This is a genomic window from Thioclava sp. JM3 (assembly GCF_002213185.1).
Classification (GTDB): domain Bacteria; phylum Pseudomonadota; class Alphaproteobacteria; order Rhodobacterales; family Rhodobacteraceae; genus Thioclava; species Thioclava nitratireducens.
Genome location: NZ_NBOB01000006.1, coordinates 245,151 through 268,705, shown reverse-complemented (window position 1 = coordinate 268,705; position 23,555 = coordinate 245,151). Strand labels below are relative to the sequence as shown.

General features: G+C 63.5%; 24 protein-coding genes and 1 tRNA gene. 6 read left to right on the top strand and 19 right to left on the bottom strand.

From position 1 onward, the window contains the following. The first annotated feature begins 40 nt into the window (after positions 1 to 40). The 3 genes from B6V73_RS13375 (at position 41) to B6V73_RS13365 (ending at position 2,646) form a co-directional block, all read left to right on the top strand. On the top strand, positions 41 to 643 hold the full coding sequence (locus B6V73_RS13375) for a GcrA family cell cycle regulator (protein ID WP_075774030.1): 603 nt from the start codon (positions 41 to 43) through the stop codon (positions 641 to 643). Positions 644 to 793: 150 nt separating this feature from the next. Beyond that, positions 794 to 2,179: a 30S ribosomal protein S12 methylthiotransferase RimO gene (gene rimO / locus B6V73_RS13370; protein WP_088725470.1), complete on the top strand. Its 1,386-nt coding sequence runs from the start codon at positions 794 to 796 to the stop codon at positions 2,177 to 2,179. Further along, the gene (locus B6V73_RS13365; RefSeq protein WP_088725469.1) at positions 2,176 to 2,646 is read left to right on the top strand and encodes a CAP domain-containing protein; all 471 of its coding nucleotides are present in this window, start codon (positions 2,176 to 2,178) and stop codon (positions 2,644 to 2,646) included. Before rimO ends, B6V73_RS13365 begins: the two co-directional genes overlap by 4 nt. 5 nt (positions 2,647 to 2,651) lie before the next feature. Here B6V73_RS13365 and B6V73_RS13360 read toward each other — a convergent pair whose 3' ends face one another. From B6V73_RS13360 to B6V73_RS13350, 3 genes are all read right to left on the bottom strand, one after another. After that, positions 2,652 to 3,413: an ion channel gene (locus B6V73_RS13360; protein WP_075774027.1), complete on the bottom strand. Its 762-nt coding sequence runs from the start codon at positions 3,411 to 3,413 to the stop codon at positions 2,652 to 2,654. Between the two features lie 112 nt (positions 3,414 to 3,525). Next, positions 3,526 to 4,077, bottom strand: coding sequence for a hypothetical protein (locus B6V73_RS13355; protein WP_088722329.1), 552 nt, complete (start codon positions 4,075 to 4,077; stop codon positions 3,526 to 3,528). Between the two features lie 275 nt (positions 4,078 to 4,352). Beyond that, positions 4,353 to 4,685, bottom strand: coding sequence for a hypothetical protein (locus B6V73_RS13350; RefSeq protein ID WP_075774025.1), 333 nt, complete (start codon positions 4,683 to 4,685; stop codon positions 4,353 to 4,355). A gap of 282 nt (positions 4,686 to 4,967) precedes the next feature. Here B6V73_RS13350 and ettA point away from each other — a divergent pair, with 282 nt between their 5' ends. From ettA to B6V73_RS13340, 3 genes are all read left to right on the top strand, one after another. Then, the gene (gene ettA / locus B6V73_RS13345; RefSeq protein WP_075774024.1) at positions 4,968 to 6,623 is read left to right on the top strand and encodes an energy-dependent translational throttle protein EttA; all 1,656 of its coding nucleotides are present in this window, start codon (positions 4,968 to 4,970) and stop codon (positions 6,621 to 6,623) included. Positions 6,624 to 6,665: 42 nt separating this feature from the next. Next, positions 6,666 to 7,337 (top strand): hypothetical protein, encoded by a 672-nt coding sequence (locus tag B6V73_RS20480; protein ID WP_143597905.1) that lies wholly within the window; start codon positions 6,666 to 6,668, stop codon positions 7,335 to 7,337. Between the two features lie 128 nt (positions 7,338 to 7,465). Continuing rightward, positions 7,466 to 8,275 carry a division plane positioning ATPase MipZ gene (locus tag B6V73_RS13340; protein ID WP_075774023.1) on the top strand — a complete coding sequence of 270 codons (810 nt, stop codon included), beginning with the start codon at positions 7,466 to 7,468 and terminating at the stop codon, positions 8,273 to 8,275. 102 nt (positions 8,276 to 8,377) lie between these two features. Here B6V73_RS13340 and B6V73_RS20800 read toward each other — a convergent pair whose 3' ends face one another. The 16 genes from B6V73_RS20800 to B6V73_RS13265 form a co-directional block, all read right to left on the bottom strand. Next, a complete protein-coding gene (locus B6V73_RS20800) occupies positions 8,378 to 8,518 on the bottom strand; it encodes a hypothetical protein (protein WP_168174898.1) in 141 nt (46 codons plus the stop codon). 123 nt (positions 8,519 to 8,641) lie between these two features. Continuing rightward, entirely contained in the window at positions 8,642 to 9,391 is a 750-nt protein-coding gene (locus tag B6V73_RS13335) for a VPLPA-CTERM sorting domain-containing protein (RefSeq protein ID WP_088725468.1), read from the bottom strand. 191 nt (positions 9,392 to 9,582) lie between these two features. After that, complete coding sequence (locus tag B6V73_RS13330) at positions 9,583 to 11,472, bottom strand: acyl-CoA synthetase (RefSeq protein WP_088725467.1); 1,890 nt, start codon at positions 11,470 to 11,472, stop codon at positions 9,583 to 9,585. A 169-nt stretch (positions 11,473 to 11,641) separates the two neighbouring features. Next, entirely contained in the window at positions 11,642 to 13,423 is a 1,782-nt protein-coding gene (locus B6V73_RS13325; RefSeq protein WP_075774020.1) for an ABC transporter transmembrane domain-containing protein, read from the bottom strand. Between the two features lie 126 nt (positions 13,424 to 13,549). Next, positions 13,550 to 13,631, bottom strand: a tRNA-Leu gene (locus B6V73_RS13320). Positions 13,632 to 13,682: 51 nt separating this feature from the next. Beyond that, the gene (locus B6V73_RS13315; RefSeq protein ID WP_075774019.1) at positions 13,683 to 14,459 is read right to left on the bottom strand and encodes an enoyl-CoA hydratase-related protein; all 777 of its coding nucleotides are present in this window, start codon (positions 14,457 to 14,459) and stop codon (positions 13,683 to 13,685) included. A 104-nt stretch (positions 14,460 to 14,563) separates the two neighbouring features. Next, positions 14,564 to 15,739, bottom strand: coding sequence for an acetyl-CoA C-acyltransferase (locus B6V73_RS13310; RefSeq protein WP_088725466.1), 1,176 nt, complete (start codon positions 15,737 to 15,739; stop codon positions 14,564 to 14,566). An 8-nt stretch (positions 15,740 to 15,747) separates the two neighbouring features. After that, a complete protein-coding gene (locus B6V73_RS13305) occupies positions 15,748 to 17,040 on the bottom strand; it encodes an ArgE/DapE family deacylase (RefSeq protein ID WP_088725465.1) in 1,293 nt (430 codons plus the stop codon). Between the two features lie 8 nt (positions 17,041 to 17,048). Then, positions 17,049 to 17,702, bottom strand: coding sequence for a 3-oxoacid CoA-transferase subunit B (locus B6V73_RS13300; RefSeq protein ID WP_233242990.1), 654 nt, complete (start codon positions 17,700 to 17,702; stop codon positions 17,049 to 17,051). Then, a complete protein-coding gene (locus tag B6V73_RS13295) occupies positions 17,689 to 18,381 on the bottom strand; it encodes a CoA transferase subunit A (RefSeq protein WP_088725464.1) in 693 nt (230 codons plus the stop codon). The genes B6V73_RS13300 and B6V73_RS13295 overlap by 14 nt, the downstream gene beginning before the upstream one ends. Continuing rightward, positions 18,378 to 19,736 carry an aspartate aminotransferase family protein gene (locus B6V73_RS13290; RefSeq protein WP_088725463.1) on the bottom strand — a complete coding sequence of 453 codons (1,359 nt, stop codon included), beginning with the start codon at positions 19,734 to 19,736 and terminating at the stop codon, positions 18,378 to 18,380. Before B6V73_RS13290 ends, B6V73_RS13295 begins: the two co-directional genes overlap by 4 nt. Next, positions 19,733 to 20,503, bottom strand: coding sequence for an amino acid ABC transporter ATP-binding protein (locus tag B6V73_RS13285; RefSeq protein WP_088722324.1), 771 nt, complete (start codon positions 20,501 to 20,503; stop codon positions 19,733 to 19,735). The genes B6V73_RS13290 and B6V73_RS13285 overlap by 4 nt, the downstream gene beginning before the upstream one ends. Before the next feature lie 16 nt (positions 20,504 to 20,519). Further along, positions 20,520 to 21,176 (bottom strand): amino acid ABC transporter permease, encoded by a 657-nt coding sequence (locus B6V73_RS13280; protein WP_075774012.1) that lies wholly within the window; start codon positions 21,174 to 21,176, stop codon positions 20,520 to 20,522. A 47-nt stretch (positions 21,177 to 21,223) separates the two neighbouring features. Beyond that, positions 21,224 to 21,871: an amino acid ABC transporter permease gene (locus B6V73_RS13275; RefSeq protein WP_075774011.1), complete on the bottom strand. Its 648-nt coding sequence runs from the start codon at positions 21,869 to 21,871 to the stop codon at positions 21,224 to 21,226. Between the two features lie 10 nt (positions 21,872 to 21,881). Then, on the bottom strand, positions 21,882 to 22,673 hold the full coding sequence (locus B6V73_RS13270) for a creatininase family protein (RefSeq protein ID WP_075774010.1): 792 nt from the start codon (positions 22,671 to 22,673) through the stop codon (positions 21,882 to 21,884). A gap of 94 nt (positions 22,674 to 22,767) precedes the next feature. Beyond that, positions 22,768 to 23,553, bottom strand: a complete 786-nt coding sequence (locus B6V73_RS13265) for an ABC transporter substrate-binding protein (RefSeq protein ID WP_075774009.1) — start codon at positions 23,551 to 23,553, stop codon at positions 22,768 to 22,770. Between the last annotated feature and the right edge of the window lie 2 nt (positions 23,554 to 23,555).

Sequence of the window (23,555 nt, the reverse complement as noted above, 5' to 3'; positions counted from 1 at the left end):
CCTGCAAGACGGACTTGCAGGAAACCAAGGAAGGATGCCCATGTCCTGGACCGATGAACGCGTCGAATTGCTCAAGAAGATGTGGACCGAAGGCCAATCGGCCAGCCAGATCGCGAAAGAGCTGGGCGGTGTGACGCGCAACGCGGTGATCGGCAAGGTGCATCGCCTCGGCCTGTCGAACCGCACCGGCGGCGCAGCAGAGCCCGCGAAACCCGAGCCGAAAGCCAAGCCCGAGAAGGTCGAGGCGAAACCCGAGAAGCCCGCCGCGCAGCCCGCGGCCGAGGCGCCGGACCCCAAACCTGCCGCGAAACCGGCGAGTCCCGCGCCCGCTCAGGCCGCAGCCCCGTCGGCCGCGCCCGCACGCAAGGCGATCATCCCCGCCGGCCAGCCGCTGCCGCCGCAGCCGTCGGCCAACGAGATCGACCCCGCCGCGCTGGCCAAGGTCGGCGAGGTCGAGAAACACGCCAAGAAGCTTGGCCTGATGGAACTGACCGAGCGCACTTGCAAATGGCCGATCGGCGACCCTGCGACCGAGGAATTCTGGTTCTGCGGCCTGCCGAGCCAATCCGGTAAGCCCTATTGCGAGGCCCATGTCGGCGTCGCCTTCCAGCCGATGAGCTCGCGCCGCGACCGTCGCCGCTGAGGCCGCTTCCCCCGTGATATCGAAGGGCGCCCCGCGAGGCGCCCTTTTCTTTTGAACCGGTCACACACGCCACAATCCCGCCGCCCCAACCGACGCTGCCCCGATGCGAGGGGCTTTTCGGGGCGCCCTGCAAAGGCTATATCGCGCGCCATGAGCACGAACCCTCCGAACCTGCGTCCCGATCTCGCGCCCCGCGCGCGCATCACGGATGCCCCCCGCCCCGGTCAGCCGCTGATCGGGATGGTCTCGCTTGGCTGTCCGAAAGCGCTGGTCGACAGCGAACGCATCCTGACGCGACTGCGCGCCGAGGGCTACGCGATCTCGCCCGATTACGCGGGCGCGGATGCTGTCATCGTGAACACCTGCGGTTTTCTCGACAGCGCCAAGGCGGAAAGCCTCGAGGCGATCGGCGAGGCGCTGAACGAGAACGGTCGGGTCATCGTAACTGGCTGCCTCGGTGCCGAGCCCGAATATATCACCGGCACGCACCCGTCCGTGCTCGCAGTGACCGGGCCGCATCAATACGAGCAGGTTCTCGACGCGGTCCATGCGGCCGTGCCGCCCGATCCCGATCCCTTCGTCGACCTTCTGCCCGCCGCGGGCGTGAAGCTGACGCCGCGCCATTACAGCTACCTCAAGATTTCCGAGGGCTGTAACCACAAGTGCAAGTTCTGCATCATCCCTGACATGCGCGGCCGCCTCGTCAGTCGTCCGGCCCATGCGATCGTCCGCGAGGCCGAGAAGCTGGTCGGTGCGGGCGTGCGCGAATTGCTGGTGATCTCGCAGGACACCTCCGCTTACGGCGTCGATATCAAACATGCCGAAGAGCGGGGCCACCGCGCGCATATCACCGATCTCGCCCGCGATCTGGGGTCGCTCGGCGCATGGGTGCGGCTGCATTACGTCTATCCCTACCCGCATGTGCGCAATCTGATCCCGCTGATGGCGGAAGCACAGGAGAACGGTGGCGGCGTGCTGCCTTACCTCGACATCCCGTTCCAGCACGCCCATCCGGACGTGCTCAAACGGATGGCGCGGCCCGCGGCCTCGGCCAAGACGCTCGATGAGATCGCGGCATGGCGCGCGGCTTGCCCGGATATCACGCTGCGCTCGACCTTCATCGTCGGCTATCCCGGCGAGACCGAGGAGGAGTTCCAGTACCTGCTCGACTGGATGGACGAGGCGAAGCTCGATCGCGTCGGCTGCTTCCAGTACGAGAATGTCGAGGGCGCGCGCTCCAACACCCTCCCCGATCATGTGCCCGACGAGGTCAAGCAGGACCGCTGGAACCGCTTCATGGAGAAGGCGCAGGCAATTTCCGAGGCGAAGCTGCAGGCCAAGGTGGGCTCTGTGCAGCAGGTGATCGTGGATGCGGTCGATGCGGAAGGCGCCACTTGCCGCACCAAGGCAGATGCTCCCGAGATCGACGGCAACCTGTTCATCGATGAGGATTTCGAGAATCTCAGCCCCGGTGATATCGTGACGGTCGAGGTCGACGAGGCCTCGGAATACGATCTCTGGGGACGACTCGTTTGATCCGCATTTTCGCCCTGTCCGCCTTGCTTCTCGGCCTGCTCCCGCTCGCGGCGCAGGCTGGCGAGTGCGCCATCGATGCCGCGCAGGGGCGAGAGATCGCGCTGGCAACCTCGCAACAGCGACAGGCGCAGGGCCTCAACGCGCTCGCGATGGACCCGCAATTGACACAGGCAGCCGCGGCACAGGGCTGCGACATGGCCCGGCGCGGCTTCTTTGCCCACACGGGCTCCGACGGGTCGACCCCACTCACGCGCGCGAAGCGCGCGGGCTTTCACGCCTGCCTGATCGCCGAGAATGTTGCGATGGGCCAGCGCGATCCGGGCGAGACCTTCGACGCCTGGATGAAGTCGTCCGGCCATCGCCGCAACATCCTGCTACGCGGCGTGACGCGGATCGGCGTGGCGGTCGTCCCCAAGCGCGACGGCAAGGGCCCGTGGTACGTGATGGTGCTCGCCAAGCCCTGCTGAGACGCTCAGGTTATCCCTTCGGTGTCGATATGGATGACCTCGCCGCAATGCTTGCAATGGACCGCATCGGCATCGTGCAGTTTCAGCCCGCAGGTCGGGCATTCGTGACGCACCTTCGTTGGCCGGAACAGAACCTGAGCGAGCCGCAGGAACAGCGTCACCCCGAAGATCATGATCGCGACCGAGATCATCCGCCCCCATTCGCCCTTGGGGGTGATGTCGCCGAAGCCCGTCGTCGTCAGCGTGGTGACGGTGAAATAGAGCGCGTCGGCGTAATTTTTGATCTCCGGGTTGATCCGCACCTGCGTCGAATAGATCAGCCCGGTCATGACGAAGAGGAAAACCAGAAGGTTGATCGCCGCGACGATAATCTCTTCGTGGTGCCGGAATAGAGAGAAATCCGCCCGCAGCCGGGCGAGCAATTGGTAGGTGTGCAACAGCCGCAGCGTCCGCAGGATTCGCAGAAAGCCCAACCCCTGCCCCGCGATCGGCGCAAGGAAGGAGCCGATCGCGATCAGGTCCGCCCAGGTCGGCGCGCGGGTCCAGAACCGCACCTTCTCGCCCGAGATCGCGTAACGGGCGAGGAAATCCGCCACGATCACGACGCCGATCACGGCATCGATCGCGCCTATGGTGCTGGAATGCGGAAAGAACGAGGTCACGATGACGAAGACGATCGTCAAGAGGTCGAAAATCAGAAGCCCGTAGCGGAAGACATGCGCCCGGTGGCTCTCGCCCTCGTAATAGTGCCTTAGCGTTTCGAGCATGTTCTCTCCCATAGGTCCCGCTCAGGGATACAGGCTTTGACCGCCCTGTCAAAGCGCATGAAAAAGGCGGCCCCGAAGGACCGCCCCTTTCGTCAAGTCAGGCGATGTCAGGTCAGGAAGCCTTCGGCGCGAAGTGCATCGTCGTGGGTTGCGACGAAGCGCCTTGGGTCACGATGAAATGGGCGTCGCCATAGTTGCCGCGCTGCACGTCATGCTGGATGCGCTGAAGCTGGGCAACGGTGTAGTTGTCGGGGTTGAGCCCAAGCTGCGAAGCCATCTGGGTCTTGCCCGGCGTGGTCCTGCCGAGGCCGGGACCGCCCGGTTGCCGGTCCGCGTGGCTGCGGTAGTAGGCCAGCTTGGCAGTATCGCCCTTGCGCGCTGCGTGGAGCATTTTCTGCAACTCGCCCACCGAATATTGCGTGGGATCGACATTGTTGAGACCGGCGAAGGTTTGCAGCTCTGCGGCAACTTGCGCTCTGCCCTGATTGGTCGCGTTGACGACCATCGATGACCCTTGGGTTTGCGGCGTCATCGAAGGCGCGATGACACCCAGGTCCGAATTATTGTCAGGCCCGTTATAGGTCGTGGCGGCCGAAGCGAGTCCGGCGGAGCCTGCCGTGAGGGCGAGTGCTGCGATAGCAGTAGTCAGAAGATTGCGGGTCATGATGAAATCCTTTCATCAGCAGGTTGATTTTCCGCGGCACCGTCTGGCGCCGATGACCCCGACTTATGAACCCAATCATCGCACAAAAGGCCGTTTCGGCCCGCTCCCATGTTTACTCAAACACATATACACAGGGAACTCTCGCCCGTTCCAGACGCCGTGAAGTATTTGGAATACATGTGAAAACCAATTTTATCGAAAGAAAATGACAGGTTCGCACAAATAGAAACGGCCCCCGCGAGGGAGCCGTTTTCGGTCAGAACACTGCGTCGACCTTACGCGTCACGGCCCATCACGGGCTGCGGCGCCACGTCGACCGGCTGACGGTTGGTGTGGTTGATGACGTATTTCGCCTCGTCGCGATTGCCGTTGCGCAGCGCGTTCTGGATGCGGAACAGCTCGGCGGTGGTGTATTCGGCCGGGTTCAGACCGAGTTGGGCCGCGATCTGGGCCTTGCCGGGGGTCACTTCGCCAACAGCCGAGCCTTTGCTGGCCGACGAGCTTTGCGACATCGAGGGCGCGATGGAGCCGTAGCCGTCACCGCCGGCAGCAGCCAGCGACGTGCTCAGGGCGAGGGCGAGGACGGAAGTCGTGATAAGCGTTTTCATGGTTACTCTCCTATACGAATACGCATGTTGTTCTTCTCACCGAAAGCGAAGCGACAGGGGGAAGCGTCTGTGCCCTCGGCGATGACGCTGATCTAGGATCGTTCGCATTCGCAGGAAACTGGCGATTTCAAACACAGTTCTGCGCATCTGCGCACCTTGAAAATTGACAGTTCCGCGACAGAAGCGGCAGGCTCGCCCGTAGGCTCCCGCCACGCCCCCTTTCCCTATCCCGGCTTTCCGCATAGAAGGCGCCCAAACCCCTTATTCCATACGAGGTCGACTATGGCGTCCTATCAATATGTCTATCACATGGATGGTGTCTCGAAGACCTATCCGGGTGGCAAGAAATGCTTCGAAAACATCCGCCTGAATTTCCTTCCCGGCGTGAAGATCGGCGTCGTGGGCGTAAACGGCGCGGGTAAGTCCACGCTGCTGCGCATCATGGCCGGCATCGACAAGGATTTCTCGGGCGAGGCCTGGGCCGCGAAAGGCGCGAAAGTCGGTTACCTCCCGCAGGAGCCCGATCTGGACCCGGCGCTGAACGTGCGCGGCAACGTCATGGAAGGCGTGGCCGCCAAGAAGGCAAAGCTGGAGCGTTTCAACGAGCTGGCGATGAACTACTCGGACGAGACCGCCGAGGAGATGGCCCAGCTGCAGGACGAGATCGACTCGGAGAACCTGTGGGATCTCGACAGCCAGGTCGACGTCGCGATGGAGGCCCTGCGCTGCCCGCCGGACGACGCCGATGTCGAAACCCTCTCGGGCGGTGAGCGCCGCCGGGTCGCGCTGTGCAAGCTGCTGCTCGAAGCGCCCGACATGCTCCTGCTCGACGAACCGACCAACCACCTCGACGCGGAAACCATCGCCTGGCTGCAAAAGCACCTGATCGAATACAAGGGCACGATCCTCTGCGTCACGCACGACCGTTACTTCCTCGACGACATCACCTCGTGGATCCTCGAACTCGAGCGCGGCCGCGGCATCCCCTATGAGGGCAACTACTCCGCATGGCTGGAGCAGAAAGCGAAGCGCCTCGAGCAGGAAGCCCGCGAGGACAAGGCCAAGCAGAAAGTCCTCGAGAAGGAACTTCAGTGGATCCGCGCCGGCGCGAAAGCCCGTCAGGCGAAGTCCAAAGCGCGTATCTCGGCCTATGAAAAGATGGCGGACCAGTCCGAGCGCGAGCGCGTCGGCAAGGCCCAGATCATCATCCCGAACGGCCCGCGTCTGGGCGGCAAGGTGATCGAGGTCGAGGGCATCTCGAAACATTACGGCGACAAGCAACTGATCGAGGACCTGTCCTTCTCGATCCCGCCGGGTGCCATCGTCGGCGTGATCGGCCCGAACGGCGCCGGGAAATCCACGCTGTTCCGCATGATCACCGGTCAGGACAAGCCCGACACCGGCGAGATCACCCTCGGCGAGACCGTCAAGCTCGCCTATGTCGACCAGTCGCGCGACGCGCTGGATGCGAACAAAACCGTCTGGGAGGAAATCTCCGGCGGGGCCGAACTCATCGAACTGGGCGACGCGCAGGTCAACAGCCGCGCCTATTGCGGCGCGTTCAACTTCAAGGGCGGCGACCAGCAGAAGAAGGTGGGTCTCCTCTCGGGTGGTGAGCGCAACCGCGTGCATATGGCCAAGCTGCTGAAAGAGGGCGGCAACGTGCTGCTGCTCGACGAACCGACCAACGATCTGGACGTCGAAACCCTACAGGCGCTGGAAGCCGCGATCGAAGACTTTGCCGGCAACGCGATCATCATCTCGCACGACCGCTTCTTCCTCGACCGCCTCTGCACCCACATCCTCGCCTTCGAGGGCGACGCCCATGTGGAATTCTTCGAGGGCAACTTCGAGGACTACGAGGAAGACAAGATCCGTCGTCTCGGCCCGGATGCTGTCGAGCCGAAGCGGGTGAAGTACAAGAAGTTCAGCCGGTAAGCGAATTCGTGTAGGCTCACTTTATTCCAAGGAGGAATTTTAGTGAGCCTACCGACGCAATACGATGTAAGACTTCGAAAAATTGAGAAGTCTTGGCGACAGTCGAAAGACGAATTTCAAACTAACGGAAATCTTGAAGAACTCGCAGTCGAAGTCCAAGATTTAGCTAATTCCTGTAGACTATTACTCGACCGTTTCATGAATGAGGTCTGGGAGAGATATTCAGCGCCAAATGCTAATCGTCCAAATGTCTACTTCCCCAAGAGAGCGTCAGAAGAAGGCCTATCGGACCACCTGAAAAAACTTCACCTCGGAGATCTCAAGGACAAAGCACCTGAAATCTTCGCCCAGATCCTCGACGCGCAACCCGCGGAAAACAAGTCGTGGCTACAGAACCTATTTGAATTAAGTGCAACAAAGCATCAGAGCGATCCTGAGCTATCAAAGGAAACTCGTGCCTTCACGGCTATCGGTCAAGGTCAGAACAGCCTGTATATTGAACGCTTGGAGGTAAACGAGGGTAAAATCTCTCACCTTTCCGGGCACAGTACTCGCGCAGATGGCACGATCGAACCAATCCGCATATCACATGGAACAGAAGACATTCCGAGCCTAACGGATTCAGGGGAAAAGGCTTTTCAGGTTTGCGACGAGATCTTGCTGAACACTCGGCGCTTCCTCTCTGTCGCATTCATGAAAATCAAGAAACGATAACCCCCAACCAAAACCACACACCCCAGCCCCATCTCGCCTCGCCCCTTGCGCGCCACCTTCCCCAGTTCCCCATTGCCATCTATAGTGTCTGGTAAGGGACAAGACACAAGACAAAGCGGGGATGGGACTTGGCGCATATCATCGTGATGGGCAACGAAAAGGGTGGGTCGGGGAAGTCCACCACCTCGATGCATGTGGCGACCGCCTTGGCGCGGATGGGATGGAAAGTGGGGGCGCTCGATCTCGATCTGCGGCAGCGCAGCTTCGGGCGCTATATCGAGAACCGGCTGGCCTATATGGATCGCGAGGGGCTCGACCTGCCCTGCCCCGATTATCGCGAACTGCCCGAGGTGGACGCCTCGACGCTGGGTCCGGGCGAGAACCCCTATGACCACCGTCTGTCCACCGCCGTGGCCGAGATGGAGCCGTCCTGCGACTTCATCCTGATCGACTGCCCCGGCTCGCATACGCGGCTGTCTCAAGTCGCGCATTCGCTGGCCGATACGCTGGTCACGCCGCTCAATGACAGTTTCATCGATTTTGACCTGCTGGCGCGGATCGATCCGGTGACCTCGAAGGTGATCGGCCCCTCGATCTATTCCGAGATGGTCTGGTCGGCGCGGCAGCTGCGCGCGAAGGCAGGGTTGAAGCCGATCGACTGGATCGTGCTGCGCAACCGCGTGGGCGCCCAGCAGATGCACAACAAGCGCAAGGTGGGCGCGGCGCTCGAACAGCTCTCGAAGCGCATCGGGTTCCGCGTCTCGCCCGGCTTCTCCGAACGGGTGATCTTCCGCGAGCTGTTCCCGCGCGGGCTGACGCTTCTGGACCTGAAGGACCTCGGCGTCGAGAGCCTCAACATCTCCAACGTGGCGGCCCGTCAGGAAGTGCGCGACCTGATGAAGGAGCTGGACCTGCCCGGCGTCGCGGTCGACTTCTGAGGCCCTCTCCCGGCGCGAAAAGCGGAAAAAACAAACGCCCGCTGGGAATGACCCTCGGGCGTTTCGTCACTGGCACTGGTCTTGCACTAAGGCGCGCGGCTCTTACTGAGGCTTCGGCATCTCGGCGAAGGGCGAGACGCGGCTGTGGCGGGGCGCGGGCATCGCGCCAAGGGCCTTCATCCTCACTTCGATCCGGTCCTCCCGACGCTTGAAGAAGCTGAAAAGGGCAATCAGGCGGCTCATTCCGTGTCTCCTTTGCATCGACGCCGTTCTGGCGTCACCCTTTCAGATTTCCGCTCAATTGAGGCGCTTACGTGGCGGGCTGTGGATATGTCGGTGGCGTTGTCGGGACGCTTTCACGGCCTGTTACGCGGCGGCAAAGCTGTCGCAATTTGCGACCGGGTCGCGCGCGCGCCGGCGACCGAGCCAGCCAAGCCCCACGAAAAGCCCCAGCCCAGCCAGCATCATCCAGACCGAGGCGGGCAGCGGCACCGTCGCGGGCGTCTCGACCATCATCGCGATCTCGTCCAGCGAGGCGTTCATATAGTAGTAATTCGTCTCGACATCGAACTGGATTCCCAGCGTCGAGCCCACCCCGGCCTGCAGGTAGCTGGTCAGGTCGTAGCTCAACGCCGTCGCACCCTGTGTCGTCACATCGCCCGGCTGCGTCGCAAAAATCTGCGAGATCACCGCCCCCGCGTTGTCGATCAGGCTCACGCGGAACTGCTGGTTCGGGTCATCGTAGCCCAGCAGGTAATGGTTCACGATCTGATAGGTGAAGTTGAAGCTGGCGCTGATCACCTGATCGGGCACCGCGAAGAATTGCGTCAACGTCGATACACCGTAGCCGGTCTGCTCGTTCATCACGTCGTAATTGCCCGAAATCGGATCGACGCGCCGCGTCGGCCCGCGCGGGTTGAACCGCCCGTTATTGATCTGGAAGTCATCGGCGAAGACGGTGCTCGATGTGCTCCAGCCCGAGAGGTTACCGGTCTCGAAATCACCGTTCGTGATCAGGTCCACGGTCACCGCCTGCGCGGCGGAACTGTACAGAACGCTCGCCACAAAGAGGGCAAGGGCGCGTTTCACGAAACGGGCAATGGTAATCCGGAACATCGTTACACTCGATCTCAATGGTGCCGATCCGTCCTTGCGAATGCGGCTTCTTTAACTTTCTTTAACCATTGAAATCGGAACCTACTTGGGCCGGTCGGGGGCAATTTCGCGATGCACCGCCACGATGTCTCCATAATCGAAGCGCCGCCCCTGAGGGCGGCGCAATGGATGGCAGAGATCTGAAGGGGTGCTTACTGTGCCCAGTCCCACGGCACGGTAAACTCACCCAGCTTATGGGCCAGCGCGTCCTGATCGCAGTCGCCAGTGGTCGCGACATGCGCCACCAGACCGCGTTTCTTGTCCTCTGTGACCGAGATCACATGCGCGTTGATGCCGGCGTTTTCCAGCTCGCCATTGAGCACCCGCATGATCGCCTTCTTGCGTAGGTCGGGCTTGAAGATCTTGCCCACCGCCGTCTTCGGCAACTCGTCCATCACCTCCAGGTATTTGGGGATCGCGGCGCGCTCGTGGATATTCGCTTTCGCGTGTTCCATCAGCTCCTCGTTGGTGACTTCGGCATCCGCCACCAACTCGACATAGGCGCAGGGCAGCTCTCCCGCGAAACTGTCCGGCTGGCCGATCGCGCCCGCGAAAGCGACGGCCGGGTGGCTCAGCAGCGCGTCCTCGATCTCTGCCGGGTCGAGATTGTGCCCGCCCCGGATGATCAGATCCTTCGCGCGGCCCGTGATCCAGAGATAGCCGTCCTCGTCGATGCGGCCCAGATCGCCGGTGCGCAGGAAACGCTCCTCGGCGAACAGATCGTGGTTCTTGTCCGGCTCGGTATAGGTCGAGCCCTCGAAGACGCCCGGATTGGCGACGCAGATCTCGCCGACCTCGTCACGTCCGCATTCGTCGAACGTGCCGTTGCGCTTCTTGAGGATGCGCACATGGGTATAGGGCATCGGAATCCCGACGGAGCCCACCTTCTTCATCCCGTCCACCGGATTGACCGACACCAGGCAAGTCGCTTCGGTGAGGCCGTAGCCTTCCGCGATCTCGACCCCGGTCGCCGCCTTGAAGCGGTTATAAAGCTCGATCGGCAGCGGCGCAGAGCCCGAGAGCGCGGTCCGCAGCGAGGAGATATCGGCATCGACCTTGCGCTGCACCATCGCCGAGACCGCAGTGGGCACGGTGATGAGGAAGGTCACCTGCCAGCGCTCGATCAGCTTCCAGAAATTGTCGAACACCCCCTCCCCGCGATAGCCCGCAGGGGTCGGGAAAATGACATGCGCGCCCGAGGCGATGGCCGACATCAGGATCGGATAGGCCGCGAAGACATGGAACAGCGGCAGCGGGCACATCATCACGTCGTCCTGCTTGAACAGGAGCCGCCCGCCGAGCCAGCCATTGTAGATCATGCCGGAATATTTGTGCTGCGCGACCTTGGGCATGCCGGTGGTGCCGCCAGTGTGGAAATAGGCCGCGACGCGATCCTCGTTGGGGTTGTCAAACATCAGCCTGTCACCGGGCATCTTCGCGGCTTCGCCGTTGAAGCTCATCACCTTCGCGTTGTGCTTCACCTCGGTCTTGGGACGCACGAAGGGCACGATCCAGCTTTTCGGCGGCGAGAGGTAGCGGTTGAGATCGACTTCGAGCACAGCCTCGACATTCGGCGCAAGCCGCACGGCTTCAGCCGCCTTCTGCGCCACGTCCGTCTTCGGGAACGCCTTCAGGGTGACGAGAACCTTCGCCTTGGTTTCGCGCAGGATCGCGCCGATCTGCTCGGGCTCGAGAAGCGGGTTGATCGGGTTCACGATCCCGGCCGTGGCCCCCGCAAGCAGCACCGTCGCGGTCTCCAGCGAATTCGGAAGCAGATAGGCCACTGTGTCGGTCGGCCCGACGCCCAGATGGCGCAGCAGGTTCGCGGCCTGCGTGACCTTGCCGTGAAGTTGCGACCATGTCAGCGTCTCCGCCTTGTCGGTCGGGCCGGACATGATCTGGAATGACAGGGCCGGACGATCGCTATGGGCCTTGGCGGTCTCGCTGAGAAAACCGTAAAGCGTTTCGGGGCGGTTGCGCGCCTCCCAGGGTTTCTCGGCCTCGACCGCATCACGGTCGGCAACTGTCGCGAATTTCTGCATTATTCTCCTCCCGGGGCCGCCGCGATCCTCCACTGACGGGCCACGCGCAGGATGCGGCAAAAGCGCCCGCCACGGCAAGAGTTACGCCGCCGCCAAAACGTCACGTCACGCAAAATCTGACGTGGGGAAACAAGCGTCCGGGTTCAAGGTGGAAAGGCGCGAACGCCTCTCATGCTCCTTCGGTGAATTGCAGCTTCGCCAGTTCCGCGTAAAGACCACCCTCGGCCACGAGACTGTCATGCGTGCCTTGCGCGACGATCTTGCCTTCCTCGAAGACGACGATCCGATCGGCCTTTTTCACGGTGGCCAGACGGTGCGCCACGATCACCGTGGTGCGCGTCTTGGCCAGCTGATCGACCGCCGCCTGCACTTCGCGTTCCGAGGCTGCATCGAGCGCCGAGGTCGCCTCGTCCAGAAGCAGGATCGGTGCGTCGCGCAGGATCGCGCGAGCAATCGCGATACGCTGCTTCTGCCCGCCCGAAAGCATCACGCCGCGCTCGCCGACATAGGTGTCGAACCCGTCGGGTAGAGCCTCGAGGAAGTCATAGGCATGGGCCGCGCGCGCAGCCTCCTCGACCTCGCGGTCGGTCGCATCGGGACGCCCAAAGCGAATATTGTCGCGCGCCGAAGCCGCGAAGACGACCGGATCCTGCGGCACAAGCGCGATCGCCTGACGGAAATCATGCCGCGCCATGTCGCGCAGGTCGTAGCCGTCTATCATGACTTTGCCGGTTTCGGGATCCCAGAACCGCTGGATCAACTGCACGACGGTCGTCTTGCCCGCGCCCGAGGGCCCGACCAGCGCGACCGTCTCGCCCGGCGCGATGTCGAGATCGACATGGTCGAGCGCGGAGGCCTGCGGCCGCGACGGGTAGTGGAAGCTCACATCCTCAAACCGGATCGCGCCGGTCGCCGGCATCGGCAGCGGCACCGGATGCTCGGGGTCTTTCACCGAGTCCTCGCTTTGCAGCAGCTCCACCAGACGCTCGGTCGCGCCGGCCGCCCGCTGCAATTCGGACCAGATTTCCGACAGCGCCCCGACGGAACCCGCGACCATCACCGCGTAGATCACGAATTGCACCAGTTCGCCCACGCTCATCTCGCCCGCGCGCACGTCGCGCGCGCCGATCCAGAGCACGCCCACGACGCCGGCGAAGACAAGGAAGATCACGATCACGGTCATCACCGCCCGCGTGCCGATCCGTTTCTTGGCGGAGAGGTAGGCTTTCTCGGTGACGTCGGAGAATTTCTCGCGGGTGATCGCCTCATGGGTGAAGGCCTGCACGGTCTGCGCCGCCAAAAGCGACTCCGAGGCGGAGCCCGAGGAATTCGCGATCCAGTCCTGGTTCTCACGGCCCAGCACCCGCAGGCGGCGGCCCAGAACCACGATCGGAACAACGACCACCGGCACGACCAGCAGCACCAGCCCGGTCAGCTTGGCCGAGGTGAAGAGCAGCATGATCAACCCGCCGATCAGGATCAGCACGTTGCGCAGCGCGACCGAGACGGACGAGCCGATCACCGAGAGGATCAGCGTGGTGTCGGTCGTGATGCGCGAGATGATTTCGCCGGTCAGGATGCGCTCGAAGAATGCGGGGCTCATCGAGATCACCCGGTCGAACACCGCCTTGCGGATATCGGCCACGACCCGTTCGCCGAAGCGCGTCACGAGGTAGTAGCGCAGCCCCGTCCCGATCGCGAGCAGACCCGCGATGACCAGCGCGGCGAAGAAATACTGATCCAGCAGCGCCGCGCCCTTCTGGAATCCGTCCACCACGCGGCGCACCGCGAGCGGCAGGATCAGCGAGATCGTGGCGGTGGCGATCAGCGCCAAGAGCGCCCCGAAGGCCAGCCCCTTGTAAGGTGCGATGAAGGGGCCGAGCCCCTTGAGCGCGCCGATCTTCTTCGTCTTGGGCCGGTCATCGGCCGGTCCCGTCGGTCTGCGAGCCATGAATTCCCCCTTGCTTGACGACGGGTTTAGGCGGCGGGGGCATTGCGGGCAAGCCTCGATTGGCAAAGCCTGCGGCACGCGCATGCCCGGACGGCCTCACGATAGCTCACATTTTCGCAGGAAGGCTACGGGCGGCCGGACTCGAACCGGCACGGGCAATGCCCAAGGGATTTTAAGTCCCGTGTGTCTACCATTCCACCACGCCCGCAGCGCGCTCTGGCTAGCGCGGGCGCGGCGGCTTGGCAAGGCCGCTGGGCGCTCAACGCCCCTCGAATTTCGGCGCGCGCTTCTCGAGGAACGCCGTCACGCCTTCGCGGAAATCGTGACTCTGACCGAGGCTGCCCTGCAGCTCCGCTTCCAGTTCCAGCTGGGTCGACAGATCATTGCTGTAACCTTCGCGCAGCGAGCGCTTCACCGCGCGATAGGCCGCCGTCGGACCATTGGCCAGATGCGCCGCCCGGGTGCGCCAGTGGTGGTCGAAATCGACCTCGGCGATGGCCTCCCAGATCATGCCCCAATCGGCCGCCTGCCGCGCCGTGATCTTGTCGGCAAACAGAGCCATGCCCATTGCGCGGGCAAAGCCCACCTGACGCGGCAGCCAATAGGTGCCGCCCGCATCCGGCATCAGCCCGATCCGCGTGAAGGCCTGAATGAAGCTCGCCGCTTCCGAGGCGATCACCACATCCGCAGCCAGTGCGATATTCGCCCCTGCCCCTGCCGCAGGCCCGTTCACCGCGGAGACCACCGGCAGCGGGCTCTCGTAGATCGCTTTGAGCATCGGCTCGTACTCGTCGCGCAGCACCCGCTCCAGATCGAGCCCCGCCGCCGAGACGCCATCGCCCAGATCCTGCCCCGAGCAGAAGGCACGGCCCGCGCCGGTCAGCACGATCACCCGTGCCTCATCCTCGGCGCGTTTCACCGCCTCGAGGATTTCCGCGCGCATCTGCGCGTTAAGCGCGTTCATCACATCGGGCCGGTTGAGCGTGATCACCGCGACCTGCTCTTCGACCTCGTAACGGATAACCTTGAACACCATCTGGAAAACGCGCCTCCCTCTTTGTCGCGCGCCCACGATAACGCGGGTCACGCGAAGGGAAAGCGGAACGGGGCGTCACACGCGCAACGCCCACACCGATTTATTCAGAAGATCTCGAACAGGCCCGCAGCCCCCTGCCCGCCGCCGATGCACATCGACACGACGCCGTAGCGCGCACCGCGGCGCTTGCCTTCCAGCAGGATATGGCCCGCCATGCGCGCGCCCGACATGCCATAGGGATGGCCGATCGAGATCGCGCCGCCATTGACGTTGAGCTTATCGTCGGGAATGCCCAGCCGGTCGCGGCAATAGAGGAGCTGCGAAGCGAAGGCCTCGTTGATCTCCCAAAGGTCGATATCGTCGATGGAGAGCCCCGCACGCTCCAGCAGGCGCGGAATCGCGAAGACCGGACCGATGCCCATCTCGTCAGGCGCACAGCCCGCAACCGCCATGCCCCGGAACGCGCCCAGCGGCTCCAGCCCACGCCGCGCGGCTTCTTCGGCGGACATCACCACGCAGGCGGACGCGCCGTCGGAGAGCTGGCTCGCATTGCCTGCGGTCACGCATTTGTCGGGGCCCAGCACCGGCTTGAGCCCTTGAAGCGCCTCCAGCGTGGTCTGCGGACGGTTGCACTCGTCGCGTTCCAGCCGCACCGACTGCTCCGAGACGTCGCCCGTGGCCTTGTCCTTCACCAGCTTCACCGCCTCGACCGGCACGATCTCGGCATCGAAGCGACCGGCCTCCTGCGCGGCGGCGGTGCGCGTCTGGCTTTGCAGCGCATAGGCATCCTGCGCCTCGCGGGTTACGCCATAGCGTTCGGCCACGACCTCCGCCGTCTCGATCATCGACATGTAATAGGCGTCGGGCACGCCGGGGCTGCGGTAGCGATAGCCGTTCCAATGCTCGTTCTGCACCAGCGAGATCGAGTCGAGCCCGCCCGCAAGCGCCACGTCCATCTCGCCCGTCATCACGCCATGAGCCGCCGCCGCGATCGCGTTGAGGCCCGAGGCGCATTGCCGGTCCAGCGTGACGCCCGCCACGGAGTCGGGCAGGCCCGACGCCTGCGCGATATGGCGCGCCACGTTGACGCCGGTGGAGCCCTGCGTGAGGGCCGAGCCGAAGATCGCATCGGCGATCTCGCCGCCCTCAAGGCCTGCACGGGAGACGGCCGCGCGCACGGCATGGGCGGCCAGCGCCGGGCCTTCGAGATTGTTGAACGCGCCGCGATAGGCCTTGCCGATGGGCGTGCGGGCGGTGGAGACGATGACAGCGTCGCGCATGGGTATCCTCAGATGGTTTCGAGCCCGCACCAGTCCGCGATGAACAGGGCGGTGCTCTGGGTGATGCGACGGATGCTTTCCAGCTCGACGCGCTCGTTGAAGCCGTGGATCGCCTCGGCACGCGGCCCGTAGACCAGCGCGGGCGTGTCGGCATAGAGCCCGAAGAAACGGGCATCGGTGGTCGCGGTGATCGCCACGCGGTCGAGATCGCTCTCGTTGACGCTGCGATGCGCCCCTTCGAGAGCACCAATCGCAGCCGTCGCCGTGGCGGAGTGGTCGTCGGAAAGCGCATAACCCTCGGCCATGAAGCCGTGCCAGACGATCTCGGGCAGCGAGTTCTTCAGGAAGGCGTTGGAGCGCGCGGCGTCCATGATGGTCTCGGTGATCTCGGCGCGTGCGGCGGCGATGTCCTGACCCGGATAGATCGCGATGCGCATGTCGAAGATACACCAGGCCGGAACGGAGGACGCCCAGTCGCCGCCCTGGATCTTGCCGATATTGAGGTTGATCGGATGATGGACGTGGGCGAAATCCCCGTGCCGACACCCCGGCGCGTTCCAGCGCTCCTCCAGCCCGTGCAGCGCCTCGATCAGCGGGATTGCGGCCTCGATCGCATTGGCGCCGGTGCCAGCATAGGCCACATGCGTGGGTAGCCCCTTCAGGTGCACCTGCGCCCAGACCACGCCGAGCTGCGCGTCGACCAGCTTTTCCTCGAACGGTTCGGGGATCAGCGCGGCGTCGGCGCGGTAACCGCGCTCAAGGCAGGCCAGCGCGCCGTTGCCGGTGCACTCCTCTTCCACGACGGATTGGAAGAACACATCCGCCCCGGGAGCGAAACCCGCCTTGCGCAGCGCATCGAGCGCGAAGAGGTTCGACACCAACCCCGCCTTCATGTCCCCCGCGCCGCGCCCATAGAGCCAGCCATCGGCGACATGCGGCTCGAACGGCGGCGCGTCCCACATGTCCAGAGGCCCCGCAGGCACCACGTCGATATGGCCGTTGAGGATCAGCGAGCGCCCCTTCCGCGATTGGCTGCGATGGGTGCCCACCACATTCACCGCGTCCTCGTAATCGCCCATCACCGGCGAGAAACCCGGCATGTCGCGGATTTTCTCGACGTCGATCTGCCAGCGATCCACCTCGTAGCCGCGCTCATCGAGGGCAGCGGCCATGAAGTCCTGCGCGCTCTGCTCCTGCCCACGGGTGGACGGGTGCGCGGTCAGCTCGGAGAGAAACGCGGTCTCGTCATCGAATGCGGCGTCGACCGCCGAGAGGATGCGGGTTTTAAGCTCGGTATCCATGTCATGCCTCAGAATCTGGGAATGTCGCCTTGCGGCAGCGCAAGGGGCGCGCCGGTCGCCTCGCGGATCTCCGCCTCGGAAATGCCCGCAGCCAGTTCGACCAGCGCGAAGCCTTGATCGGTCACGTCCACCACCGCCAAGTCGGTGTAGATTCGCGCCACCCGTCCCTTCGCGGTGAGCGGCAGAGAGCAGGTCTCGAGCAGCTTCGGATTGCCCTTGCGGTCGCAATGGGTGGTCATCACGACGACACGGCGCGCTTTCTGCGCCAGCTCGATCGCGCCGCCCGCGCCGGGGGAGAACTTGCCCGGGATCTTCCAGTTCGCCAGATCGCCGTTCTGCGCGACCTCGAAGGCACCGAGCAGCGTCAGGTCGAGCCGCCCTGAGCGCACCAGCGCGAAGCTCACTGCACTATCGAAGAAAGCCGAGCCGGGGATCGTCGAGACATAGGCCCCGCCCGCGTCGATCAGGTTCCGGTCGGCGCGTTCCGGCGACAGCGTCGGCCCGATCCCGGTCAGCCCGTTTTCCGAATGCAGGCAGACGGGAAAGTCGGAAGGCAGGTGGTTGACCACCTTGGTGGGCAAGCCGATGCCAAGGTTCACGACCATGCCGGGCGCGATTTCGCGCGCGGCGCGGGCCACCATGCGAGCTCTAGCGTCTGACAATGCCATACTCCTCGGAAATCGCGTCGAGTTTCACGACGTGGTCGACGAAGGCGCCGGGGCTTTCGACCGAGTCCGGATCGAGCCCGCCCAGCGGTAGCAGCTCTTCGGTCTCCGCGATCACGCGGCTCGCGGCCATCGCCATGAGCGGGTTGAAATTGCGGGCGGTTGCGGCATAGGCGAGATTGCCGAAGCAATCGGCGCGCGCGGCATGAACCAGCGCCACGTCGCCGCGCAGAGCGGACTCGACCAGCATCGGACGACCGTTCATCTCGACGATCTGCTTGCCCTGCGCCAATTCCGTATCGATGCCGATATCGGTGAGGATGGCACCGAGTCCGGCACCTCCGGCCCGGATACGTTCGGCGAGGATGCCTTGCGCGCAGAACTCGACCTCCATCCGGCCCTCGTTCATCGCCGCGATGGCGTTGGCGTTAAGGCCGAGATGGGTGACGATCAGCTTGCGCACCTGTCCACCCGCGATCAGGTGGTCGATGCCCATGCCCGCCTCGTTGGCATCGTTCTTGACCAGAACAAGGTCGCGCTGCCCCTGACGCGCCAACTCGCGCAGGAGCGCGAAGGGGGTACCGGGCACACCGAAGCCGCCCACCAGCACCGTGGCGCCGTCGGGGATCTGCGCCACCACCTCTTCCATCGCGATGGATTTGTCGGGCAGCTTCATGCGCTGACCTCCTCGACCACCGGCAGGTCGTGTTTGGCGGCAAAGGCTTCGAGCGCGTCGGTGAGGATCGCGATGATCTCGTCGATCTGCGCCTCGGTCACGATCAGCGGCGGGCATACGAGGAAATGGTCGCCCTCATAGCCGCTTCGCGTGCGACGCGAATAGATGATGAGGCCGCGCTCATAGGCCAGCTCGACGAGCTCGACATGCGCGTTCCACTCTTTCGGCAGAACCTTCATCGTCTCGCGGTCCGAGACCAGTTCGAACGCCAGCAGCAGGCCCTTGCCGCGCACGTCGCCGATGAAGGGGTAGCGATCCATTAGCGCGGTCAGCCGCGCCTTGAGAACATCGCCCATCCGCGCGGCGTTGCCGATCAGATCCTGCTCTTCCATCTCGTCAAGCACCGCGAGACCCGCCGCGCAGGCCAGAGGGTTGCCCGCATAGGTGAAGCCGTGCAGGAAGCCGCCCGCGTCGAGGAGCGTCTCGACAATGTCGTGACGCGCGACCACGGCACCCAGAGGCGCGTAGCCCGCGCCGAAGCCTTTCGACATCGCGACGATATCGGGGATGATCCCCCAATGCTCGGCGGCGAGGAACTTGCCGGTGCGGCCTGCCCCGGTCATCACCTCGTCATAGATCAGCAGGATGCCGTATTCTTCGCATATCTCGGCCACGCGGGTATAGTAGCTGTCAGGCGCCACCAGCGCGCCGGTCGAAGCCCCGCCCACCGGCTCCATCAAAAAGGCGAGTACCGTCTCGGGGCCTTCCGCCTCGATCTTCTCGCGCAGCATCTCGGCATATTTGATGCCGCGTTCTTCCTCGGTAAGGTTGTCGCGGTCGAGATAGCAGGTCGGCGCCGGAACCTTCGGCATCTCCGTGAACATCGGCGCGAACTTCCCGGTGAAGATCGGGCTGCCCGTGACGCCGAGCGAGCCCATCGTCGCGCCGTGGTAGGACGGCAGCCGCGAGATCACCTTGTAGCGGCTCTCCTCGCCCTGCGTGACCGCGTATTGCCGTGCGAGCTTGATCGCGGTTTCGACCGCCTCGGAGCCGCCGGACACGAAGAACACCTTGTCGAGCCCTTCCGGCATCCGCGCGGCGACGCGTGCGGCGAGATCCTCGGACGGGTGCGTGCGGAAATGCAGCCGGTAGCCGAAGGTCGAACGGTCCATCTGCGCCTTCATCTTCTCCAGCACGCGCGGGTTGGAATGGCCGATATTCGAGACCATCGCCCCCGAGGAGCCGTCGATATAGCGTTTTCCGTTCTCGTCGTAGTGGTAGATCCCCTCGGAGCGTTCGAGGAAAGGCCGCGGCTGGCGCGACTGATAGAACAGGTGAGACTTTTCAGTCGTCATTTTGCACCTTCGAGATGTTTGCGCAGGAAATTCCGAGTCCGTTCCTGGGTCGGGTTCTTGAAGACCTGCTCGGGCGGGCCCTCCTCGACCACGACGCCCTTGTCCATGAACAGCACGCGGTCGCAGACGGAGGCGGCGAAATCCATCTCGTGGGTGACGATGATCATGGTCATGTGCTCTTGCGCGAGCTTCTTCATGACCAGGTTCACCTCTTCCACCAGCTCGGGATCGAGCGCCGAGGTGGCTTCGTCGAACAGCATCAGCTTCGGCCGCATCGCCAGCGCGCGGGCGATCGCCACACGCTGCTTCTGACCGCCCGAAAGCTGCGCAGGGTAATAGTCGATCCGCTCCAGCATGCCGACGTGATCGAGCTGCTCCTCGGCGAGCTTGTCGGCCTCCTTGTCGGAGATCTTCTTGAGCAGCTTCGGCGCCATCGTGACGTTGTCCCGAACGCTCAGATGCGGGAACAGGTTGAAGTGCTGGAACACCATGCCGATGTCCTGGCGCATCTTGTTGATGTGCTTCTCGTACTGGTTATGCGGCAGGGACTTGTTCACCTGCACCCCGTCGAGCCAGACTTCGCCGCCGGTCAGCGGATCGAGATCGTTGATGGCGCGCAGCAGCGTGGATTTGCCCGAGCCCGAAGGGCCGATGATCGCGACGATCTGGCCGCGCTCCACGTTGAGCGAGATATCCTTGAGCACTTCCAGCGAGCCGTAGGATTTCTGGGCGTGGCGGATCTCGACGAAGGATTGCGTCTCGGTCATGTCGATATCTCCCGGATCAGCGATAGAGGCGGTTGCGGTTCTCGAACCAGCGGATCACCGCCTCCATGCCGAGATTGATGATGTAGTAGAGAACGGCCGCAGCCGCGTAGAACTCGAAGGCGCGGTAGGTCTGGCCGATGGCGCGCTGCGCCGAGAGCGTCAGTTCCGACACCCCGATCACCGAGACCAGCGCCGAGTCTTTCAGAAGCGCGATCATGTTGTTGCCGATCGGCGGCAGCACGTCGCGCACCGCCTGCGGCACCACCACCTTGACGAGCGCTTGCCTGCGCGACAGGCCCAGCGTGCGTGCGGCCTCCATCTGGCCCTTGTCCACCGCGACCATCGCAGTCTGGATCAGTTCGGAATTATAGACCGCGAAGTGGAAGCCGAGGCCGATCACGCCCGCCACGAAGGCCGGAAGGTCGATGCCGATCTGCACCAGCCCGAAATAGATCAGGAAGAGTTGCAGCAGCAGCGGCGTGCCCATGAAAAGCCAGGCGATGAAGCGCACCGGCAGGCGGATGATGGCAGGTGCATAGAGCGCGATCACCGCGAGCAGGATGCCCCCGAAGAAACTCAGCAGCGCCGAGGCGGCGGTGATGGCAATGGTCCACAGGACACCCAGCAAGAGCGTGCCGTAGAAAGGCGGGATGACGGAGAAATCGAGACCCATGGCTCACTCCTTCTCGTGCGGGCGGGAAAGGGGGGCGGATGCGCGGATCATTGGATGCGCACCCTGCGGTCGAGGAAGGCGATACCCTTGCCCACCGCCGTGATGATGACGAGGTAGAGTATCCCCGCGAGGAAGAACATCTCGAACGGCTTGTAAGTCGAACCGATGTAGCGCTGCGCGGTGTAGGTCAGCTCCACCACCGAGATCGCGGAGACCAGCGCGGTGCCCTTGATCTGAGCGTTGATGTTGACGCCGAGCGGCCGGATCATCAGGCGCAGCGCCTGCGGCAGCGTCACCTTGCGGAAGGCCTGCGCCTTCGACAGGCCCAGCGTGCGCGCGGCCTCGGTCTGCCCGCGGTCCACCGCGACGATGGCGCCCCGCATCGTCTCGGTCATGTAGGCCCCGATATTGACGCCCAGCCCGATCACACCGGCCTGAAACGCATCGAGCTGGATGCCGACCTGCGGGCCGCCGAAATACAGCAGGAACAGCTGGATCAGCGCGGGCGTGCCGCGAAAGAAGCTAACATAGGCGCCGCCTATGAAGCGCAAGAGGAAGAAGCGCGACAGCCGGAACGCTGCGCCAATTGCGCCGCAAATGAGCCCCAGCACGATGGTCAGGACCGACAGTTCGACCGTGATCACGGCGGCTTTCAGGAAGTACGGATAGACCTTGAGGATTAGTTCGATATCCACGGCATTCCCCTCAATGATGATCGCGGCGTGGCAGGATCGGCAGCGCGCGTATCTCGCGCACGAGCGCTGTCGTCTCCTCGATCGCCGCTTCCAGGAACGCCTTGCCGGTCTCGGCATCGGCGACGGTCGGATCGCCCATGGTTCCATCGGGCGAGACCGAGGACCACCAGCGCATCAGCATCGCCTTGCCGCCACCGGCCGCCAAATCGAGATTGAAGAACTTGGTGTCGGGATCGTGCAGGTTCTGGCTTTCGGCCTTGTCGAGATCGACCAGATCGGGATGCAGATGCTTGTACATCGCAGCTTCGAATTCCCCGGCATGGGCGATGCCGCCCACTTCGGATTTGCGCAGGCCCTGAATACGGTCGCTGCACAGGTTCCAATACGATGCCGAGACGCAGATGATGCCGGTGCGGATGACCGTCTTGCGCGCCGCGAGATCGAGGATCGGGTGGTTCGACCCGTGCGAGTTCAGCAGCAGGATCCGGCGGAAGCCGTGATGCGCGAGCGACTCGGTCACATCGCAGACGAAGTTGATCAGCGTCTCCGGCTGGATCCAGATGACACCCGGAAAGTCCTTGTGATGCTCGTTGAAGCCATAGGGGATCGCGGGCATCACGAATACTTCGTCGGGCGCGGCTTCGGCAACGCCATTGGCCACCGCCATCCCCAGAACCGTGTCCGTATCGAGCGGCATATGCGGCCCGTGATCTTCCGTCGCAGAGACATTCAGGATCACCACACGATCCTTGTCCGCGTCGCGGACCTGCTCCCAGGTCAGCTTTCCATATTCGGCGGTCATCCGTTCCGTGTCCTTTCGGGAATCCATCGAAGATTGCGGGAGGCAGGGCAGCCGTCAGAAGACGGGCTGCCCACCATTCCTTGGGACGCGCCGATCAGCGGATGTCGGCGCCGATCCACTTCATCGCGATCTTCTCGTAGGTGCCGTCTTCCATCATGGAATCGAGCGCCTTCTGCATCGCGTCTTTCAACTCGGGATTGCCCTTGCGGATCGCGATGCCAGCACCGATCGCGTCGGTCTTCAGATCGTCGAGGATGCGGTATTTGTAGTCGTTCTTCTTCATCGCGAGGATCGCCGCGATCGAGTCGTTGATGATCGCGTCGACACGACCGTTCTGAAGCTCGAGGATCAGCTCGGGCAGACCCTTGTAGGTCTTCACGTTATAGCCTTGCTGACGCGCCCACTCTTCGTGCGTTTCACCAAGGGTCACACCGACTGTCACGTCCTTCAGATCGGCAACCGACTTGATCGGGCTGTCGGGCAGGACGAAGATCGCGCGTTTCGTCGTGTAATACGGACCGACGAAATCGACGACCTTCTCGCGCTCGGGGGTGATCGACATCGAGCCGACGATGGCGTCGTACTTGTTGGCCAGCAGACCGCCGATGATCCCGTCCCACGCGGTCGTCACGATCTCGGTCTTCAGGCCCATGCGCTTGGCGATCTCCTCACCGATGGCCGGATCGAAGCCCACGACCTCGTTCGAATCGTTGATGAAGTTGAAGGGCGGGTAGGCGCCCGACATGGCGATCCGGATCACGCCCTTTTCCTTGAGGCTTTCGAGCTCGTCAGCCGCGGCGAGGCTGGGCAGCGAAATGCCGGTGGCGGCGAGCGTGCTCGCCCCGAGGAGGGTCTTGAGAACGGTTCTGCGGTTGGTCATGG

Excerpts from the sequence above, each read along its gene's own strand:
- ettA (WP_075774024.1), top strand. The coding sequence starts at position 4,968 with ATGGCGTCCTATCAATATGTCTATCACATGGATGGTGTCTCGAAGACC.
- B6V73_RS13285 (WP_088722324.1), bottom strand. The coding sequence starts at position 20,503 with ATGACCGAGACGCAATCCTTCGTCGAGATCCGCCACGCCCAGAAATCC.
- B6V73_RS13310 (WP_088725466.1), bottom strand. The coding sequence starts at position 15,739 with ATGCGCGACGCTGTCATCGTCTCCACCGCCCGCACGCCCATCGGCAAG.
- B6V73_RS20800 (WP_168174898.1), bottom strand. The coding sequence starts at position 8,518 with ATGAGCCGCCTGATTGCCCTTTTCAGCTTCTTCAAGCGTCGGGAGGAC.
- B6V73_RS13270 (WP_075774010.1), bottom strand. The coding sequence starts at position 22,673 with ATGACCGCCGAATATGGAAAGCTGACCTGGGAGCAGGTCCGCGACGCG.
- B6V73_RS13295 (WP_088725464.1), bottom strand. The coding sequence starts at position 18,381 with ATGAAGCTGCCCGACAAATCCATCGCGATGGAAGAGGTGGTGGCGCAG.
- B6V73_RS13330 (WP_088725467.1), bottom strand. The coding sequence starts at position 11,472 with ATGCAGAAATTCGCGACAGTTGCCGACCGTGATGCGGTCGAGGCCGAG.
- B6V73_RS13355 (WP_088722329.1), bottom strand. The coding sequence starts at position 4,077 with ATGACCCGCAATCTTCTGACTACTGCTATCGCAGCACTCGCCCTCACG.
- B6V73_RS13350 (WP_075774025.1), bottom strand. The coding sequence starts at position 4,685 with ATGAAAACGCTTATCACGACTTCCGTCCTCGCCCTCGCCCTGAGCACG.
- B6V73_RS13290 (WP_088725463.1), bottom strand. The coding sequence starts at position 19,736 with ATGACGACTGAAAAGTCTCACCTGTTCTATCAGTCGCGCCAGCCGCGG.
- B6V73_RS13375 (WP_075774030.1), top strand. The coding sequence starts at position 41 with ATGTCCTGGACCGATGAACGCGTCGAATTGCTCAAGAAGATGTGGACC.
- B6V73_RS13305 (WP_088725465.1), bottom strand. The coding sequence starts at position 17,040 with ATGGATACCGAGCTTAAAACCCGCATCCTCTCGGCGGTCGACGCCGCA.
- B6V73_RS13325 (WP_075774020.1), bottom strand. The coding sequence starts at position 13,423 with ATGGCTCGCAGACCGACGGGACCGGCCGATGACCGGCCCAAGACGAAG.
- B6V73_RS13280 (WP_075774012.1), bottom strand. The coding sequence starts at position 21,176 with ATGGGTCTCGATTTCTCCGTCATCCCGCCTTTCTACGGCACGCTCTTG.
- B6V73_RS13265 (WP_075774009.1), bottom strand. The coding sequence starts at position 23,553 with ATGACCAACCGCAGAACCGTTCTCAAGACCCTCCTCGGGGCGAGCACG.
- rimO (WP_088725470.1), top strand. The coding sequence starts at position 794 with ATGAGCACGAACCCTCCGAACCTGCGTCCCGATCTCGCGCCCCGCGCG.
- B6V73_RS13360 (WP_075774027.1), bottom strand. The coding sequence starts at position 3,413 with ATGCTCGAAACGCTAAGGCACTATTACGAGGGCGAGAGCCACCGGGCG.
- B6V73_RS13315 (WP_075774019.1), bottom strand. The coding sequence starts at position 14,459 with ATGGTGTTCAAGGTTATCCGTTACGAGGTCGAAGAGCAGGTCGCGGTG.
- B6V73_RS13335 (WP_088725468.1), bottom strand. The coding sequence starts at position 9,391 with ATGTTCCGGATTACCATTGCCCGTTTCGTGAAACGCGCCCTTGCCCTC.